This is a genomic window from Mycobacterium heidelbergense, assembly GCF_050205645.1.
Lineage (GTDB): Bacteria > Actinomycetota > Actinomycetes > Mycobacteriales > Mycobacteriaceae > Mycobacterium > Mycobacterium heidelbergense_A.
This window is the reverse complement of the sequence record NZ_JBNMQT010000018.1, coordinates 58,189-75,907: the sequence shown is the minus strand read 5'-3', so window position 1 is coordinate 75,907 and position 17,719 is coordinate 58,189. Positions and strand designations below refer to the sequence as shown.

19 protein-coding genes are annotated in these 17,719 nt (G+C 67.7%); 5 read left to right on the top strand and 14 right to left on the bottom strand.

Going from position 1 to position 17,719, the window contains the following annotated elements; translation table 11 throughout:
* Positions 1–24: 24 nt before the first annotated feature.
* Complete coding sequence (gene sodC / locus ACQI5H_RS19455) at positions 25–630, bottom strand: superoxide dismutase[Cu-Zn] (protein WP_427080958.1); 606 nt, start codon at positions 628–630, stop codon at positions 25–27.
* Positions 631–657: 27 nt separating this feature from the next.
* Positions 658–1,923: a deoxyguanosinetriphosphate triphosphohydrolase gene (locus tag ACQI5H_RS19450; RefSeq protein WP_427080957.1), complete on the bottom strand. Its 1,266-nt coding sequence runs from the start codon at positions 1,921–1,923 to the stop codon at positions 658–660.
* Between the two features lie 19 nt (positions 1,924–1,942).
* On the opposite strand from ACQI5H_RS19450, the gene ACQI5H_RS19445 reads away from it, so the two are divergent.
* Entirely contained in the window at positions 1,943–3,898 is a 1,956-nt protein-coding gene (locus ACQI5H_RS19445; RefSeq protein ID WP_427080956.1) for a TPM domain-containing protein, read from the top strand.
* Positions 3,899–3,910: 12 nt separating this feature from the next.
* Here ACQI5H_RS19445 and ACQI5H_RS19440 read toward each other — a convergent pair whose 3' ends face one another.
* From ACQI5H_RS19440 to ACQI5H_RS19430, 3 genes are all read right to left on the bottom strand, one after another.
* On the bottom strand, positions 3,911–4,186 hold the full coding sequence (locus tag ACQI5H_RS19440; protein WP_427080955.1) for a hypothetical protein: 276 nt from the start codon (positions 4,184–4,186) through the stop codon (positions 3,911–3,913).
* 71 nt (positions 4,187–4,257) lie between these two features.
* The gene (locus ACQI5H_RS19435; protein WP_427080954.1) at positions 4,258–5,469 is read right to left on the bottom strand and encodes a PPE family protein; all 1,212 of its coding nucleotides are present in this window, start codon (positions 5,467–5,469) and stop codon (positions 4,258–4,260) included.
* Positions 5,470–5,664: 195 nt separating this feature from the next.
* Positions 5,665–7,062, bottom strand: a complete 1,398-nt coding sequence (locus ACQI5H_RS19430; protein ID WP_427080953.1) for a glycine--tRNA ligase — start codon at positions 7,060–7,062, stop codon at positions 5,665–5,667.
* Between the two features lie 186 nt (positions 7,063–7,248).
* Between ACQI5H_RS19430 and ACQI5H_RS19425 the strand changes: the two genes are divergently transcribed.
* From ACQI5H_RS19425 to ACQI5H_RS19415, 3 genes are all read left to right on the top strand, one after another.
* Positions 7,249–7,644 carry an ArsR/SmtB family transcription factor gene (locus tag ACQI5H_RS19425; RefSeq protein WP_427080952.1) on the top strand — a complete coding sequence of 132 codons (396 nt, stop codon included), beginning with the start codon at positions 7,249–7,251 and terminating at the stop codon, positions 7,642–7,644.
* Positions 7,641–8,033 (top strand): Fur family transcriptional regulator, encoded by a 393-nt coding sequence (locus tag ACQI5H_RS19420; RefSeq protein WP_427080951.1) that lies wholly within the window; start codon positions 7,641–7,643, stop codon positions 8,031–8,033. The genes ACQI5H_RS19425 and ACQI5H_RS19420 overlap by 4 nt, the downstream gene beginning before the upstream one ends.
* Before the next feature lie 100 nt (positions 8,034–8,133).
* On the top strand, positions 8,134–9,117 hold the full coding sequence (locus ACQI5H_RS19415; protein ID WP_427080950.1) for an alpha/beta fold hydrolase: 984 nt from the start codon (positions 8,134–8,136) through the stop codon (positions 9,115–9,117).
* Here ACQI5H_RS19415 and ACQI5H_RS19410 read toward each other — a convergent pair.
* The 3 genes from ACQI5H_RS19410 to recO are packed head-to-tail and all read right to left on the bottom strand — an operon-like array spanning position 9,114 to position 11,249.
* Positions 9,114–9,542 carry a hypothetical protein gene (locus ACQI5H_RS19410; RefSeq protein WP_427080949.1) on the bottom strand — a complete coding sequence of 143 codons (429 nt, stop codon included), beginning with the start codon at positions 9,540–9,542 and terminating at the stop codon, positions 9,114–9,116. The two genes, ACQI5H_RS19415 and ACQI5H_RS19410, sit on opposite strands and share 4 nt — an antisense overlap.
* On the bottom strand, positions 9,542–10,468 hold the full coding sequence (locus ACQI5H_RS19405) for a decaprenyl diphosphate synthase (protein ID WP_427080948.1): 927 nt from the start codon (positions 10,466–10,468) through the stop codon (positions 9,542–9,544). The genes ACQI5H_RS19410 and ACQI5H_RS19405 overlap by 1 nt, the downstream gene beginning before the upstream one ends.
* Positions 10,452–11,249 (bottom strand): DNA repair protein RecO, encoded by a 798-nt coding sequence (recO, locus tag ACQI5H_RS19400; protein WP_427080947.1) that lies wholly within the window; start codon positions 11,247–11,249, stop codon positions 10,452–10,454. The genes ACQI5H_RS19405 and recO overlap by 17 nt, the downstream gene beginning before the upstream one ends.
* A gap of 61 nt (positions 11,250–11,310) precedes the next feature.
* On the opposite strand from recO, the gene ACQI5H_RS19395 reads away from it, so the two are divergent.
* The gene (locus tag ACQI5H_RS19395; RefSeq protein ID WP_427080946.1) at positions 11,311–12,783 is read left to right on the top strand and encodes an amidase; all 1,473 of its coding nucleotides are present in this window, start codon (positions 11,311–11,313) and stop codon (positions 12,781–12,783) included.
* Positions 12,784–12,789: 6 nt separating this feature from the next.
* Here the strand turns inward: ACQI5H_RS19395 and era are convergent, their stop codons facing one another.
* The 6 genes from era to ACQI5H_RS19365 form a co-directional block, all read right to left on the bottom strand.
* Positions 12,790–13,689 carry a GTPase Era gene (gene era / locus ACQI5H_RS19390; protein ID WP_427080945.1) on the bottom strand — a complete coding sequence of 300 codons (900 nt, stop codon included), beginning with the start codon at positions 13,687–13,689 and terminating at the stop codon, positions 12,790–12,792.
* Between the two features lie 18 nt (positions 13,690–13,707).
* Positions 13,708–14,028: a cytidine deaminase gene (locus ACQI5H_RS19385; RefSeq protein ID WP_076124383.1), complete on the bottom strand. Its 321-nt coding sequence runs from the start codon at positions 14,026–14,028 to the stop codon at positions 13,708–13,710.
* Positions 14,021–15,319, bottom strand: a complete 1,299-nt coding sequence (locus tag ACQI5H_RS19380) for a hemolysin family protein (RefSeq protein WP_427080944.1) — start codon at positions 15,317–15,319, stop codon at positions 14,021–14,023. Before ACQI5H_RS19380 ends, ACQI5H_RS19385 begins: the two co-directional genes overlap by 8 nt.
* Entirely contained in the window at positions 15,316–15,849 is a 534-nt protein-coding gene (ybeY, locus tag ACQI5H_RS19375; protein ID WP_076064668.1) for an rRNA maturation RNase YbeY, read from the bottom strand. Before ybeY ends, ACQI5H_RS19380 begins: the two co-directional genes overlap by 4 nt.
* A 7-nt stretch (positions 15,850–15,856) precedes the next feature.
* Positions 15,857–16,903, bottom strand: coding sequence for a PhoH family protein (locus tag ACQI5H_RS19370; RefSeq protein ID WP_427080943.1), 1,047 nt, complete (start codon positions 16,901–16,903; stop codon positions 15,857–15,859).
* 137 nt (positions 16,904–17,040) lie between these two features.
* Positions 17,041–17,676 carry a TetR/AcrR family transcriptional regulator gene (locus tag ACQI5H_RS19365; RefSeq protein ID WP_427080977.1) on the bottom strand — a complete coding sequence of 212 codons (636 nt, stop codon included), beginning with the start codon at positions 17,674–17,676 and terminating at the stop codon, positions 17,041–17,043.
* Positions 17,677–17,719 lie beyond the last annotated feature (43 nt).

The window sequence follows — 17,719 nt, the reverse complement described above, 5'->3', positions numbered from 1 at the left end:
GCCCAGTCTAAATCCCCGGCCGGGTCAGCTGGCGGGGCCGATGACGCCGCACGCGACCCGGTCCATGGCCATGTCGGTGCCGTCGGGGCCGTGCACCATCAGCGCGGTCTTGTTGCCTGCCAGCAGCTGGTCGCGGGTGAACCCATCGGTGGTGGTGACCAGGTAGCCGGAGCCGTCCTGGCGCACCTCGAGGGAGGTCAGATCACCGCTTTCGGGTTTCCCGGTGTGGCCGGGTGCCTGGAAGTGACCGCCGGCGGACAGGAAATTCCCGGGCGCCCCGCCGCTGGGGGCAACCGAGTTCGGCTCGCACTTACCGATCTCGTGGACGTGCAGCCCGTGGAAACCGGGCGCCAGGATGCCGCCGGTGACGGTCTTGACGGTGACGGTGACGTAGCCGCCGGTGAAATCGAACGTCGCCGTGGCCACGGAGCGACCGTCGGGTGCGTTGAGTTGGGCACTGAGCGACGACCCGCCGGGCGACGGGCTGGCCGTCGTCGACGAATCCGGTGCACCGCTCTTGACGGGCGGCGTGGTGCCCGGCTGCGTGCTCGCATGCTGAGGCGAATTGCATGCGCTGACGGCCATCACGGGCAGCGATAGCAGGGCGGCAACGGCGGTGAGTTTGGTCATATCGGGAGCCTAGACCCCAAGGTGTGGCTACGGACTCCCCTGCCGGGCGTCGACGCGTTCCAGCCGGCCTTCGGTGTAGGAGGCGATCTGGTCGACGACGGCCCGCAGCCTGGCGCCGTCGTCGGCGGCCGCGGTGAACGCCGAGGCGAAGACCGGATCGAGCGTTCCGGGTGCGCCGGCGTATAGCCACTGCGCCACCCGGTGGATACGTTCGCGCTGCCGGGTCTGCGTCTCGAGGTGCCGCGGATCGGACATGATGAACTGCAGCGCCAGGATTTTCAGCAAGGCCACCTCGGCGCGCACCAAATCGGGCACCTGCAGGTCGGCCTGGTAACGCAGCAGCGGCCCGGGCCCGGCCGCCGCACGCGTGGTGGCGATCGCGGCCGAAGCGAAGCGTCCCACCAATTCACTGGTCAACCGCTTGAGCGCGACCGATGAAGCCAGCGTGGCGTCGTACTTGCCGACCGCGGCAACCACGGGCAGCCCGGACAGCCGTCGCGCGGCGGCCATGAAGTCGTCGGCGCTCACCCGCGAGAATTCGCTCTCCCCCAGCTTGGCCAGGGTGGCGGCCTCGTCGTCGTCGGCGAGCACCCGCAAATCGATGCGTTGCGACACCACGCCGTCCTCGACGTCGTGCACCGAATAGGCGATGTCGTCGGCCCAGTCCATCACCTGCGCTTCCAGGCACGTCCGATCCGCCGGCGCCTCCCGGCGGACCCAGTCCGCCGGTTCGAGGTCCTCGGTGTAGAAGCCGAACTTGCCCCGGCCCTTGCTTCGCGTCCATGGATACTTGGTGACCGCGTCCAGGGACGCGCGAGTGAGGTTCAGACCCACGCTGTGGCCTTGTGCGTCAAGCACTTTGGGTTCGAGGCTGGTCAGGATCCGGAAGTTTTGCGCGTTGCCCTCGAAGCCGCCGTACTCGGCGGCGACCTCGTCGAGGGCGTGCTCACCGTTGTGCCCATAGGGCGGGTGCCCGATGTCGTGGGCCAGACCGGCGAGTTCGACGAGATCGGGGTCGCAGCCCAGGCCGACGGCCATGCCACGGCCGATCTGGGCCACTTCGAGCGAGTGCGTCAGCCGGGTGCGCGGGGTGTCGCCTTCGCGGGGCCCGACGACCTGTGTCTTGTCGGCCAGCCGGCGCAGCGCGGCGCTGTGCAACACGCGGGCGCGGTCCCGCGCAAAGTCGGTGCGGTGCTGACCTTCGGTACCCGGCAGACCCGCGGTCTTCGGCGCTTCGGGTACCCGTCGCTGACGGTCGAAGTCGTCGTAGGGGTCTTGCTGATTCGTGGTCACCGAGGCACAGTCTGCCAGTATGCGCACGGCTCGCCCGCTCTGTGTGATGGTGGCGATCCTCGCGGCCGCGCTGCTGCTGGCCCCATCGGCCAGCGCGCAACCGCCGTTTCGGCTGCCGGGGTATGTCACCGACAACGCCGCGGTCCTGTCCGACTCCGGTCGCGCCGCGGTGACGTCGGCCGCCGACAAGCTCTACGCCGATCGCCACATTCGGCTGTGGGTGGTCTACGTCGACGACTTCTCCGGACAGGGCGCGGAGGACTGGGCGAAGCGGACCTATAGCGCCAGCGACCTTGGAGACTACGACGCGCTGCTGGCGGTGGCCACAACCGGCCGGGCATACGCCTTCCTGGTGCCATCCACGATTAGGAGCGTCAACGCGGGTCAGGTGGATAACCTGCGGCGCAACCGGATCGAACCCGCGCTGCACGCCGGCGACTGGAGCGGCGCGGCAGTCGCCGCGGCCAACGGGCTCGACACGACGCCCCGATCGTCGGGCCGGGTGATCCTGCTGCTGTCGCTGGTCGTCGTCGCCGTCGCGGTAGTGGTGCTGGTGTTGGTGACGCGATATCGCACTCGGCGGCGCCGCGCCGCCGCGCTGGCCGCGGCGCGCAAGGTCGACCCGACCGACGTGAATGCGTTGGCCGCCGTGCCGCTGGAAACTCTCGACGACCTATCCCGCGCCATGGTGGTGGACGTGGACAACGCGCTGCGCACGAGCTGCAACGAACTCGCGCTTGCTGTCGGCGAATTCGGCGATGAGCGCACCGAACCGTTCACGCACGCGGTGAACAACGCCAAAACGGCCCTGTCCCAAGGCTTCACCGTGCGCCAGCAGTTGGATGACGACACACCGGAGACGCCGGCGCAGCGTCGCGAACTGCTCACTCGCGTGATCGTGTCGGCCGCGCGCGCCGACCGTGAGCTGGAGTCACAGACCGAGGCGTTCGAACAACTGCGGGATTTGGTGATCAACGCCGCATCGCGGCTCGACGCGCTGACCCAACAGGTGGTCGAGCTCACCGCCCGCATCGGCCCGGCCGAACTGCGGCTGGCCGAGCTGCACAACGAATTCGACCCTGCCGCACTGACTTCGGTTGCCGGGAATGTGACGACCGCCAAGGAGCGGCTGGCGTTCGCCGACCGCAACATCGGGGCGGCCCGCGCGCTCGCAGACCGGCCCGTGGACGGACAGCAGGGCGGCTTGGTGGACGCCTTCCGGGCCGCCGAGTCGGCGCTCGGCCAGGCGCGATCGCTGCTCGACGCGATCGACAGTGCGGCCGGCGACATCCGGCATGCCGTCGACGAGCTGCCGTCGGTGATGGCCGACATTCGAGCGGGCATCGAGCGCGCCAACGAGCAACTGCAAAGCCAGAACACCAAGAGCGAGCTGCGTGCGGCGCGCGACGCGGCCGTCAGCGCCGTCGACGGCGCGCGCAGCGGTGGCGACACCGATCCGCTCGGCACCTTCGCCCGGCTGGGCAAGGCCGACGCCGAGCTCGACCGGCTATTGGCCGTCCTGGCCGAGGAGCGGGCGAGCGCCGAGCGGCTCAACCGGTCACTCGAGCAGGCCTTGTTCACCGCGGAGTCGCGGGTTCGCGGCGTCTCCGAATACATCGACAACCGGCGCGGCAGCGTCGGGCCCGAGGCCCGGACCCGGCTGGCCGAAGCCAGACGGCACCTGGCCGCCGCGCACGAGGACGCAGCCGGTCCGGCCGAGGCGATCGCGCATGCCAATGCGGCGTCGACGCTGGCCGCCACCGCGCAGTCGTTGGCGAACGCCGATGTGCAGTCGGCGCAGCGCGCCTACACCCGCCGCAGGGGCGACGACACCGGCGCGCTGCTGGGCGGAATCATCGTCAGCGACCTGCTCAGCGGCGCGATGAGGGGAGGATTCGGGGGCTGGAGGCCCACGTCGTTCGGCGGCAGCTCGCACTCATCGGGCGGCTTTATGGGTGGCGGCGGCCGTTTCTAGGCGTGTCGGCCGTCAACCGGCCGCGGGAGAATGCGGCACCACACCCGTTTGCCGCGCCACCTTGAAGCGGGGTTCGGCCTCTTCGGTAGCCGGCTCGGCATTGCCGTCGCTGACCTTGTGGTCGGCATCGGCGCCCTCTTCAGCTTTCGGCGCCCAGTGGTCGTAGTCGTCCGGCGGAACGGCCACGCCCCAACTCATCGGAACCGACAAGCGACCGAGCAGGCCCGACTCGCCGCGTTGCGCCAACACCGCGTCGTTCGGCAGTGGGGACCCAAGAGGCAATAGCACGATGCCCCCTTTCGCACAAGCACTTTTATCGTAGGCCAGTCCCGAGCTCGATATCCGGAATTGACCGATCCCTATCCGACCCCGGTCCGGGGCACCACCGTGGGCCGCGTCGGCACCACATGCGGACTCGCCCGGTCCGTCTTGCCGGGCATACCGTTGACGCCCACGGGCATCGGCGACATCGGTGTTCCGGCCGCAGGGGCGACCTCGGCCGCCTCGGCCGCCGCGGCGCCCGGCAGCCCGGCACCCACCCCGGACGTCACGGGGGTGGCCATGCGCATCGGCATCGACCCCGGCCATGTCGACGGCACCGATATCGCCCCCACCAACCGCGCATTACCCAACCCGGCGCCAACCGGCCCCAGGCCGGTGGCGGCGCCCAGCACATTCGTTGGGGGAACACTCGAACCGACAAACTGGGGAACCGCAGCCATCCCGGTGGTCGCGGAACTGGCGAACCCCGCGCCGTTTGCGACCTGCGCCAGGCTCATCATCGGCGACGCAACCATGCTCGCCGGAACCATCCCCACCTGCGCCACCTGCGCCACCGACGCCAACGACGTCAGCGGCACCACCGACAACGTCGTCGGAAGCTGAGTCACGGCGTTGATGAGCACGGCGGGAATGCCCGCTATGAAGGTCTGGACCTGGCCGGCCAATCCCGCCAAACCCCCGACCGGCAGCAGGCCCGACAACCAGGACACGAACGATGACAAGAACGAGGACAGGATGTTTCCCAACCCGGCGCCCAGCCCCGCCAGGCCCACCGGGGGTGCGCTGAACGACGGCAACGTGGCCGCCACCGACATCGCCCCGGCGTGGTACCCCGTCATCGCGGCCACATCCTGAGCCCACATCTCCAGGTACTCGAGCTCGGTCGCCGCAATCGCAGCGCTGTTCTGACCGAAAAAGTTCGTCGCGATCAGCAACAGCAACAGCGCCCGGTTCGCCGCCACCGCGGCCGGGGGCACGGTGCCCGCCTGCGCGGTCTCGAACGCCGCCGCGGCCGCAAAGGCCTGGGCGGAGGCCGCCTCGGCTTGCGCCGCGGCCGCATTCAGCCACGTCACATACGGCACCGCCGCTGCCGCCATCGACAGCGACGCCGGACCGGTCCACGGTCCGCCGGTCAGGCCCGAAACGACAGCATCGAACGACGACGCCGACGCCGCCAGGTCCGCCGCCAACGCGTCCCAGGCGGTCGCCGACGCGAGCAGGGGCCCCGGACCCGCGCCAGCAAACATCAGCGCCGAGTTGATCTCCGGTGGCAACCAGGGGAAGAACATCACAACCTCAACACGTGCACCGCATCAACGCCCTTGCACACAGCTCGACACCCACCCGTGGCAACTAGACACATGTGAAACCCGCCACAGGTGATCGTAAAGCACTCCGCCGCCAAAAGGGCTGGACTTTCGCCAATTAATTGCGACGCAGTTGGCGTTACCGGTCCGGCCGCCAAACCGTGGGAAATATGCGGATTAGCTGCCTTTGAGCCGCGCGGCCAGGTAATCGGCGACGGCGTCCATCGCAATGCGCTCCTGTGTCATGTCGTCGCGCGCACGAACGGTGACTGCGTTGTCCTCGAGTGAGTCGAAATCCACCGTCACGCAGAAAGGCGTGCCGACCTCGTCCTGGCGGCGGTAACGGCGCCCGATGGCGCCGGCGTCGTCGAAATCGATGTTCCAGCATTTGCGCAATTCGGCGGCCAAGTCACGCGCCTTGGGGCTCAAGTCGGCGTGCCGTGACAGCGGCAGCACCGCGGCCTTGGTCGGTGCCAGCCGCGGGTCCAGGCGCAGCACCGTCCGCTTGTCCATCCCGCCTTTGGCGTTCGGGGCTTCGTCCTCGGTGTAGGAGTCGATCAGGAACGCCATGAACGACCGGGTCAGGCCGGCCGCCGGTTCGATGACATACGGCGTATACCGGGTATCGGTGACCTGGTCGTAGAAAGACAGATCGGCGCCGGAATGTTCTGCGTGCGTTGATAAGTCGAAGTCGGTTCGGTTGGCCACGCCTTCCAGCTCGCCCCACGGATTGCCGACGAATCCGAACTTGTATTCGATGTCGACGGTGCGATCGGAGTAATGCGACAACTTGTCCTTGGGGTGTTCGAATAGGCGCAGATTGTCCGGATTTATGCCGAGGTCGACATACCACTGCAGGCGGGTGTCGATCCAGTATTGATGCCAGTCCCGCGCGGTCGACGGCTCGACGAAGAACTCCATCTCCATCTGCTCGAACTCGCGGGTGCGAAAGATGAAGTTGCCCGGGGTGATCTCGTTGCGGAAGCTCTTGCCGATCTGACCGATGCCGAACGGCGGCTTGCGCCTGGCGGTGGTCACCACGTTGGCAAAGTTGACGAAGATGCCCTGGGCGGTCTCGGGGCGCAGATAGTGCAGCCCCTCTTCGGTCTCGATGGGCCCGAGATGCGTCTTGAGCATCATGTTGAATTCGCGGGGCTCGGTCCACTGGCCCTTGGTGCCGCAGTCCGGGCAGACGATCTCGGTCATCGGCACCGATTCGGGGTCGTCGATCCCCTTCTTCGCCGCGTAGGCCTCCTGCATGTGGTCCTGCCGGTGCCGGTGGTGGCAGTTCAGGCACTCGACCAGCGGGTCGTGGAACACCTCGACGTGGCCGGAGGCCACCCAGACCTGCCGCGGCAGGATGATCGACGAATCGATCCCGACGACGTCGTCGCGGCCGGTGACCACCGACCGCCACCACTGCCGTTTGATGTTCTCTTTGAGTTCCACGCCCAGCGGCCCGTAGTCCCACGCCGATTTCGTGCCGCCGTAGATCTCACCCGAGGGGAAGACGAAGCCGCGCCGTTTGGCCAGGTTGACTACGGTGTCGATGACGGACGCCACGGGGTGGTGCACTCCCTTTCCGGGTCGGGCGGACGCATGCGGCGATCGACCGCCGCGCGCAAAACATCAGTCATGGTATCGACCAGGCCCGCGGTCTTTGACATGCGTCATCATGCATGTGACAGTGGAAGAAGCCTATCGCCCTTCCACCGGCAGGCGCTCCTACGACCCGGGACCTCTCGAGGTGATGACCCTCCCATGGTGATGTCCTCCTCAACGCCGACGGCGGCCGACGGCCCGTCGACCGCGGATCTCGGCGGGGCTGCCCATGAGCACACCGAATTCGGCGACTACCCCGTGCCGCCGCCGAGGGAGATCCTCGACGCCGCCGGCGAGCTGCTGCGTGCGCTGGCCGCACCGGTTCGGATCGCGATCGTGCTGCAATTGCGCCAATCCCAGCGCTGTGTCCACGAACTGGTCGATGCCCTGGGCGTGCCGCAGCCGCTGGTGAGCCAGCATCTGAAGATTCTCAAGGCCGCGGGCGTGGTCGCCGGGGAGCGATCGGGCCGCGAAGTGCTCTACCGCCTTGCCGACCACCACCTCGCGCACATCGTTGTCGACGCGGTCGCGCACGCGAGCGAGGACACGCAGTGACAGGAGCGACTGTCCGGTCCACCCGTCAGCGGGCGGCGATTTCGACGTTGTTGGAGACGCTCGACGAATTCCGCTCGGCCCAGGAATTGCATGACGAGCTGCGCCGCCGCGGGGAAAACATCGGGCTGACCACCGTGTACCGGACGCTGCAGTCGATGGCGGCGGCGGGGATGGTCGACACGCTGCGCACCGATACCGGCGAATCGGTCTACCGCAGATGCTCGGAGCACCATCACCACCACCTGGTGTGCCGCAGCTGCGGCTCCACCATCGAGGTGGGCGACCACGAGGTCGAGGAGTGGGCGGCACAGGTGGCCGCCAAACATGGCTTCTCCGAGGTCAGCCACACCATCGAGATCTTCGGCACCTGCTCGGACTGCCGGTCCTAAAAAAGTTCGGCAAAAAAGTGTCCGCCACGCGTCCGCCGCGTGCTCCTACCCATGAGTGGCCCACGGGCCGAGACATCACCTCAAGGGAAGTGAGCACACGATGCGGACCCAGCTATCGCCCCACTTGCGGCCGGTGCGCGACGTCGAGACGCCGTCGCTGCAGTTCCGGACGATCCATGGCTACCGCCGCGCCTTCCGGATTGCGGGGTCCGGACCGGCTCTGCTGCTGATCCACGGCGTCGGCGACAAATCCGCGTCGTGGGGGCCCGTGCACGCCAAGCTTGCGCAACGGTTCACGGTCATCGCGCCTGACCTGCTGGGCCACGGCGAGTCCGACAAGCCGCGCGCCGACTACTCGTTGGCGGCCTTCGCGAACGGCATGCGCGACCTGCTCGCCGTGCTCGGTATCGACCGTGTGACCGTCGTCGGGCATTCGTTCGGTGGCGGCGTCGCGGCGCAATTCGCCTATCAGTATCCCCAGCTGGTGGAGCGCATCGTGCTGGTGAGTGCCGGCGGCGTCGCGCAGGACGTGAGCTTCGCACTGCGGTTGGCCGCGCGGCCGATGGGCAGCGAGGCGCTGGCCATGGTGCGCTTGCCGGGCGCGCTGCCCGTTATGCGAGTCGTTGGCCGCGCCATTCAAACCCTTTTGGGTTCCACCAAATTCGGGCGCGACGCCGTCGATACCGTGAACTTGCTCGAGGGCTTCCAGGACCCCGCCGCGCTGGCGGCGTTCGCACGCACCCTGCGATCGGTGGTGGACAGCCGCGGCCAGTTCGTCACCATGCTGGATCGCAGCTACCTCATGCAAACCGTTCCGGTGCAGATAATTTGGGGCGAAGACGACTTGATCATCCCGGTGGACCATGCCCACACGGCCCACGCGGCGATGCCCGGTTCGCGCCTGGAGATCTTCGAAAAGTCCGGACACCAGCCGCATCACGACCATCCCGATCGCTTTGTCGAGGTTGTCGAACGGTTCATCGACACGACCCGGCCGGCGTACCACGACCAAGAACTGCTTGGCACACTGCTGCGGAGCGGCGCTTTCGAAGATGTCGCGCCCACCGCAGCGGCGGTGTCCTAGGCCGTCAGCGACCGACGTATCTCGGCGCCGGTATCCAATACGAGCAAGATCAGGGTGCGCAGGGCGTCGTCGGCCAACCCCGCGCCGGGAAAGTTGTACCGCAGCATCACATCCGCGGTCTTCGCCGCGCCCTTGCCCGAGTTGCGTTGCACCGCCTTGTCGCTGACCTTCTCGACGAGGGTCACGGTGCCGAAGTTGCTGTCGCGCGCGTGCTTGGCCACCAGATCGCTGACCTTCTTGGTCAACGGCAGGTCCCACACCAGGATCTGGGTCAGCGACACCAGGTCGAGGCCCTCGGCGATGTTCACCACCCGCAGCGACGCGAACGTGCCGTCGTGGTGAACCGTCAGCGCGCCGTCGGCTTCGTCCTCGACGGGCAGCACGTCGCGGAGAATCGAGGCGAGGCGCTCCTGCAGTGATGGCACTAGGCGCTCCCGAACCGTCGATTGCGTTCCGCGTATTCCTCGCAGGCGGCCCACAAGTCGCGCCGGTCGTAGTCCGGCCACAGTTTGTCCTGAAAGATGTACTCGGCGTAGGCCGCCTGCCACAGCATGAAATTGCTGGAGCGCTGCTCCCCCGAAGTCCGCAGGAAAAGATCCACGTCGGGAATGTCGGGCCGCTGCATGTGACGTGCGATCGTCGCCTCGCTGATCCGCTCGGGGTTCAGCCTGCCCGCCTGCACGAGACGCGCGATTTCCCTTGTCGCATCGGCGATTTCGGCGCGACCACCGTAGTTCACACAGTAGTTGACCGTGATGACGTCATTGCTGCGCGTCATCGCCTCCGCGATCTCCAATTCGTTGATCACGCTGCGCCACAGCCGCGGCCGCGAACCCACCCAGCGGATCCGCACCCCGATCGTGTTGAGGTTCACGCGGCGCATGCGCACCACGTCGCGGTTGAATCCCATCAGGAAGCGGACTTCCTCGGGAGACCGCTTCCAATTTTCGGTGGAGAAGGCGTACAGGCTGAGCCATTTGATGCCGAGTTCGATTGCACCGCAGACGATGTCGATCACGACGGCCTCGCCCGCCTTATGGCCGTCGGTGCGGCTCAGCCCGCGTTGGGTGGCCCAGCGGCCGTTGCCGTCCATGACGATGGCGACGTGATTGGGCAATCGGTCGGCCTCGATCCTGGGCGCGGCCGCCTTCGAAACGTGCTGCGGTGGCCGGCAGGGGCCGCCGTCGGCAGCGGGCGGCAGCTCCGGGAAGACAACGGGCCATGTCGACTTGTCGGGAAAGGTCGGATAGTCGTCGGGCGCGGGGGGTAGCTGCGGGAAGTCGGTGGACTTGCGCTTGCGCTCGGCCGTTCGCCGGGACCCGGTGACCCGGTACTTAACCACAGGCCTCATCCTGCCCGATCAGCGCCGCGCGCCGTTCGGCGATCTGCCTGTCGATCTGATAGTTGCGCTCCACCAGCGGCAACGTTTTGAGCTGCCGCTCCAGATGCCATTGCAGGTGCGCGGCGACCAATCCGCTGGCATAGCTTCGGTGGGATTGCGGCGCCGCCTCGGCGGCCTCCCAATCGCCGTCGTGCAGCGCGGACATCAGGTCCAGGACGCCCAGCGGCGGTGTGGTGGCACCGGCCGGGCGGCACTGCGGACAAATGCTGCCCCCGGCGGCGATATGAAATGCCCGATGCGGACCGGGCGTAGCGCACCGAGCGCACTCGGTCAGCGCCGGTGCCCACCCGGCGATGCCCATGGCACGCAGCAGATAGGCGTCCAAAAGCAGGTCACGAGGGCGGTGTCCGTCGGCCACCGCCCGCAGCGCGCTCACGGTAAGCCGGTGCAGGGCCGGGGCGGGTGCCCGCTCCTCACCGGCGAGGCGCTCGGCGGTTTCCAGCATCGCGCATCCGCAGGTGTATCGGCCGTAGTCGCTGACGATGTCGGTGGCGAACGCGTCGATGGAAACGACCTGGGTGACGATGTCGAGGTTGCGCCCGGGGTGCAGCTGCGCATCGATGTGCGCGAAGGGCTCCAGCCGTGCGCCGAATTTGCTGCGGGTGCGGCGAACACCCTTGGCCACCGCGCGAACCAGCCCGTGATCGCGTGTCAATAAGGTCACGATCCGGTCGGCTTCGCCGAGCTTGTGCTGGCGCAGCACAACAGCCCGGTCTCGATACAGCCGCATCACCATAGTTTTGCACCCCGCCGCGACATTGCGGGGATCCGCGCCGTTAGTCTCGTACCCCGTGGTTGGCGCTTCTGAGTCCGTTTCCGGGTCCGCTTTCGGGTCCCGTAGCCAGCGCCTGCCCACGCTGACCGACCTGCTCTATCAGCTTGCCAGCCGCTCGGTGACGTCGGTCACATTGGTCCGCCGCGCCCTGCACGCCATCGACCTCAGTCAGTCCACCCTGAACGCGTTCCGCGTGGTGCTCACCGAGTCGGCGCTGGCCGACGCCGCCGAGGCCGACCGGCGGCGGGCCGCCGGCGACACCGCGCCACTGCTGGGCATCCCGATCGCGGTCAAGGACGACGTCGACGTTGCCGGGGTGCCGACCGCCTTCGGCACCGAGGGGTATGTCCCCCCGGCCACCCACGACGCCGAGGTGGTGCGCCGCCTGAAGGCGGCCGGCGCGGTGATCGTCGGCAAGACGAACACCTGTGAACTGGGCCAATGGCCGTTCACCAGCGGACCCGGGTTCGGACACACCCGCAACCCCTGGTCGCGGCGGCACACCCCGGGCGGGTCGTCCGGCGGCAGCGCCGCCGCCGTGGCCGCGGGGCTCGTCACCGCCGCTATCGGCTCCGACGGTGCCGGCAGCATCCGGATCCCCGCCGCGTGGACCCACCTGGTGGGCATCAAGCCGCAGCGCGGCCGGATCTCCACCTGGCCGTTGCCGGAGGCGTTCAACGGCATCACGGTCAACGGCGTGCTGGCACGCACCGTGGCCGATGCCGCGCTGGTGCTGGACGCCGCGTCCGGGAACGTCGACGGCGACCGGCACAAGCCGCCCCCGATCAAGGCGTCGGACTACGTCGGGATCGCGCCCGGTCCGCTGAACATCGCGGTGTCAACCCGATTCCCCTACACCGCTTTTCGGCCCAAGTTGCACCCCGAGATCCTGGCCGCGACCCGGAGTGTGGCCAGGCAACTCGAGCTGCTGGGCCACAGCGTCCAGACCGGCAATCCGGACTACGGGCTGCGGTTGTCGTGGGACTTCCTCGCCCGGTCCACCGCGGGCCTTCGGGATTGGGAAGAACGGCTGGGCGACGGGGTCAACTGGGACCCCCGCACGCTGGCCAACATGCGCATGGGCCACGTGCTGGGGCAGGCGATCCTGCGCAGCGCGCGCCTCCATGAGGCCGCGGCCCAGCGCCGGGTGGGGTCGATCTTCGACATCGTCGACGTGGTGCTGGCCCCCACGACCGCGCAGCCGGCCCCGTTGGCGCGCTCGTTCGACCGGTTGAGCGGCTGGGGCACCGACCGCGCCATGATCGCGGCGTGCCCGCTGACCTGGCCGTGGAACGTGCTGGGCTGGCCGTCGATCAACGTGCCCGCGGGGTTCACCTCCGACGGCCTGCCGATCGGTGTGCAGCTGATGGGCCCGGCCAACAGCGAGGGCATGCTGATCTCGCTCGCCGCCGAGCTGGAGGCGGTCTGCGGATGGGTGAGCAAGCAACCCGTGGTGTGGTGGCAGCACGGGCCGCCGTCACGCGATTGAGCGGCGCTAAAACCCAAGCCGGCCAAGCTGTTTGGGGTCACTCTGCCAGTTCTTGGCGACCTTGACCCGCAGGTCGAGATAGATTTTCGTCCCGAGCAGCTTCTCGATCTGACCGCGCGCCGCGGTGCCCACCTCCCGCAACCGGGCGCCGCCCTTGCCGATGACGATGCCTTTCTGGCTGTCCCGCTCGACGTAGAGCAACGCGTGCACGTCGATCAGGTCGTCACGATCGTCGCGGGGGTTGACCTCGTCGATCACCACGGCCAACGAATGCGGCAGCTCATCGCGAACTCCCTCCAGGGCGGCCTCACGGATCAGCTCGGCCATCAGAACCTCTTCTGGTTCGTCGGTCAACTCCCCGTCGGGGTAGTAGGCCGGGCCGACCGGGAGCGCAGCGGCCAGCACGTCGGTCAGCACGTCGACCTGGGCGCCGGTCACCGCCGACACCGGGACGATCTCGGCCGAGTCGTCGACCAGTTCGCTGACCGCGACCAGCTGCGCGGCCACCCGGTCCCTGGGCACTTTGTCGATCTTGGTGACGACGACGACGAGCGTGGTCTTCGGCGCGACCGAACGAATCTGGTCGACGATCCAGCGGTCTCCGGGGCCGATCCCCTCGTCAGCCGGGATGCACAACCCGATGACGTCGACCTCGGCGTAGGTGTCGCGGACCAGGTCGTTGAGCCGCTTGCCCAGCAGCGTGCGCGGCCGGTGCAAGCCGGGGGTGTCGACGAGAACGATCTGGAAGTTCTCCCGGTGCACGATGCCGCGAATGGTGTGGCGGGTGGTCTGCGGCCGCTTCGAGGTGATCGCCACCTTGGTGCCGACCAGAGCGTTCGTCAGCGTCGACTTGCCGGTGTTCGGCCTGCCGACCAAACACACGAAGCCGGAATGGAATTCAGTCATGGGCGAGCGCGCGCACCGTCACAACACGTTCCCGTCACGGTCGGTGAGGATGACCACCGCCGTCGGGGACAATTCGCGGACCGTGGCGATGCCGGGATCGTCGGCGGAGGCGGCCACCAGCACCGCGGCCTCCAGGCCGGTCGCCCCGCTGGATGCGGCGGCGGCCACCGCGGCCTGCAGACCCGTCAGCCGCAACGTCGACAAGCTCACCGGCGCGGCCGCATACGTGCGGCCATCGACGTCGCGCACGGCGGCGGCGCCGTCGGCCTCGGCGCGGGCCATCGCGGCCCGCGCCAACACCACCAGCTTCGCGTCCTCGTCGTCCAGCCGTTCAGCCATCCTGTTCGCCTTCCTGCACTACGGGTTCGGCCGGGCTCAGCAGAACGGTGCCAATCCGGACCCGTCCGCGATGATCGGGTCCGCCCTCGGCCCGCAGCCGCAGGCCATGTGTGACGACTTCGGCGCCCGGCAGCGGAACCCGGCCCAATTCCAGTGCCAGCAGACCGCCCACGGTATCGACGTCGAGGTCGTCGTCGAATTCCAGGTCGTAAAGTTCGCCGACGTCTTCGATCGGCAGCCGCGCGGAGACCCGAAACCGCTTGTCGCCCAGGTCTTCTATCGGCGCGGTCTCTTCGTGGTCGTACTCGTCGGCGATCTCGCCGACGATTTCTTCCAGCACGTCTTCGATGCTGACCAGGCCCGCGATGGCGCCGTACTCGTCGACGAGCAGCGCCATGTGGTTGCGGTCGCGCTGCATTTCCCGCAGCAGCGCATCCAGCGGCTTGGAGTCCGGCACGAACACCGCCGGGCGCATCACCTGCGAGACTTTGGTGTCCCGCCCGCCGTCAGCCGACAAGAACGTCTGTTGGACAAGGTCTTTCAGGTACACGACGCCGACGATGTCGTCGACGTTCTCGCCGATCACCGGTATACGGGAATGCCCGCTACGGACCGCCAGGTTCGTGGCTTGGCTGGCGAACTTGTCACTTTCGATCCAGATCATCTCGGTGCGCGGCACCATCACCTCGCGCGCCGGGGTGTCACCGAGTTCGAAGACCGACTGGATCATCCGGCGTTCGTCGGCGGCCACCACGCCGCGCTGTTGGGCGAGGTCGACGACCTCGCGCAGTTCGATCTCGGACGCGAACGGCCCGTTGCGCAGCCCGCGGCCCGGGGTCAGCGCATTACCCAGGACCACCAGCAGCCGGCTGAGCGGCATCAGCAGCCACGAGAGTGCTTGCAGCGGAAGGGCCGTCGCCAACGAAATGGAATACGCGTTCTGGCGGCCGAGGGTGCGCGGGCCGACCCCGATGACGACGAAGCTGGTCACCACCATGGTGGTCGCGGCGCCGAAAAGTGCCCACTTGATGCCGAAGTTGTCGTAGAGGAACACCACCAGCAGTACGGTCGCGGTGATCTCACAGATGATCCGCAGGAGCACCACCAGATTGATGTAGCGCGGCCGCTCGGACATCACCCGGAAAAGCGCGACCGCGCCGGGCCGCTCGTCGCGCACCAGCTCCTGCACCCGGGCCAGCGACACCGTGCTGATCGCGGCGTCGATCGCGGCGAAAAGGCCCCCCAGCGCGATCAGCGCGATCGCGCCGAGCAGCTGAGACAAACCGGTCAATTGTCGAAATACCTTGACTTGTCCAGCAACCGGCGGTCCCGTTCCTCCTGGCGGTCCTGCTGGTAGGCCTCGACCTGCTCGGCGACCCACTCTTCGAGCAGCCGCTCCTGCAACGCGAACATCTCTTTTTCTTCGTCGTGTTCGGCGTGGTCGTAGCCGAGCAGGTGCAGCACGCCATGGATGGTCAGCAGCGCCAACTCGTGTCCGAGGCTGTGCCCCGCCGCGGCGGCCTGCTCGGCGGCGAATTCCGGGCACAGCACGATGTCGCCCAGCATCGACGGCCCCGGCTCGGGCGCGTCGGGGCGGCCCCCAGGCTCGAGCTCGTCCATCGGGAAGCTCATCACGTCGGTCGGACCGGGCAGGTCCATCCAGCGCATGTGCAGGTCGGCCATCGCCGCGGTGTCCAACAGCACCATCGACAGCTCGGCACTGGGGTTTACGTCCATCTTGGCGATGACGAATCGTGCGACGCTGACCAATTCCGCTTCGGAGACGTCGATGCCCGACTCGTTGGATACCTCGATGCTCATGGCACCATCATCGACGACTGCGGACGCCGGAGGCCCGCCGAGCCGCCCGGTTCAGCCCAGAGCCGGGCTCCTCGTATCTGGCGTAGGCGTCGACGATTTCGGAGACCAGCCGGTGGCGCACCACATCCGCGCTGGTCAACTCGGCGATGTGGATGTCGTCGACGCTTTCGAGGATGTCGACCGCCGATCGCAGGCCCGACCTGGCGCCCCCTGGCAGGTCGATTTGTGTCATGTCCCCGGTGACGACGACCTTCGACCCGAAGCCCAGCCGGGTGAGGAACATCTTCATCTGCTCGGCCGTGGTGTTCTGCGCCTCGTCGAGCACTATGAACGCGTCATTGAGGGTGCGGCCGCGCATGTATCCGAGCGGCGCCACTTCAATTACCCCCGCGGACATCAACTTTGGGATCAGCTCGGGATCCATCATGTCGTACAGCGCGTCATACAGCGGCCGCAGATACGGATCGATCTTCTCGCTTAGCGTGCCGGGCAAAAAGCCAAGGCGCTCACCGGCTTCCACGGCGGGCCGGGTCAGGATGATGCGCGTCACCTGCTTGGTCTGCAGTGCGTGCACGGCCTTGGCCATGGCCAGGTACGTCTTCCCCGTGCCCGCCGGGCCGACACCGAAGACGATGGTGTTGGCGTCGATCGCGTCGACGTAACGCTTTTGGTTCAGCGTCTTGGGCCGGATCGTTTTACCGCGGCGCGACAGGATGTCCAGCGTGAGCACTTCGGCCGGTGACTCGTTGCCGGTGCCCACGAGCATGGCGACGCCGTGGCGCACCACCTCGGGTGTCAACGGCTGACCGCTTGCCACGATGGCGACCAGCTCGGAGATCGCCCGCTCGGCGAGCGCGACGTCGGCCGGCTCACCCGACAGGGTGATGGTGTTGCCGCGCACGTGCAGGTCGGCGTTGAGCATCCGTTCCAGTGCCCGCAGATTTTCGTCGGCCGAACCCAACAAGCCCACGACGAGATCGGGCGGAACATCGATGCTGCTGCGAACCTGAGCAGAGGCCGATGCGTCAGCGGCGCTGGTCTCGCGTGGCGTCACGTGGTTTCCGATGCCTACTTCCTCGGCTTGATCAGGGGCTTGCTCAGCTGACTCAGTCTACGCCCGGCGCCCCGGATGGTCAGCTCTCAGCAGCGTATTCGAGGCTGGCGACACAACAAAGTCTCGGCGTTCTGCCCCTAGCCACCGTCGCTTGCGGCAAGGGCCCGGATCAACCGGTCTATGACGGCGCCGGCATCCCGGCGCGCTTGTGCGGGATCATCTGCGCGCGCCACGAAGAGGGTCGCCTCGCGCATGGCGCCAAGCATCGTCAGCGCGGTCGCCTCGACGGGTTGCGGCGGGATGCGGCCGATCTCGACGGCGTTAGCCAGAAGCGCGCGCACCATCCCGGCGTTGTAGCGATTGCCGATCTCGGTCCACCGCGTCCAGCCGAGCACCACCGGGGCGTCCACCAGCACGATGCGCTGGATTTCGGGATCGGAGCAGGCGTCCAACCAGAATGCGGCGCCAAGGCGCAGGACCTCTACCGGGTCGGTCTCTCCGGCCGCGGCGATCGCTTCACCCATGTGGGCGGCCACTTCGCCCTCGACTTGCTCAAACACGGTCGCGAACAGCTCGGTCTTGTCGGCGAAATGGTGGTACAAGGCGCCGCGCGTAACGCCCGCGGCGCGGACGATCGCCTCCAAAGCCACCTCAGCGAAACCCTGCGTGGCGAACAACGGCCGCGCGGCGGCAACCAGCGCCTCACGTGTTTCCGCGGAACGCGCAGCTTGAGTCCGGCGGTCTTCGTTCAATTCATCTTGCCTTTCATACATACCGTATGTAGGTTCGTACATACCGTATGAATCTTGGCCCCAA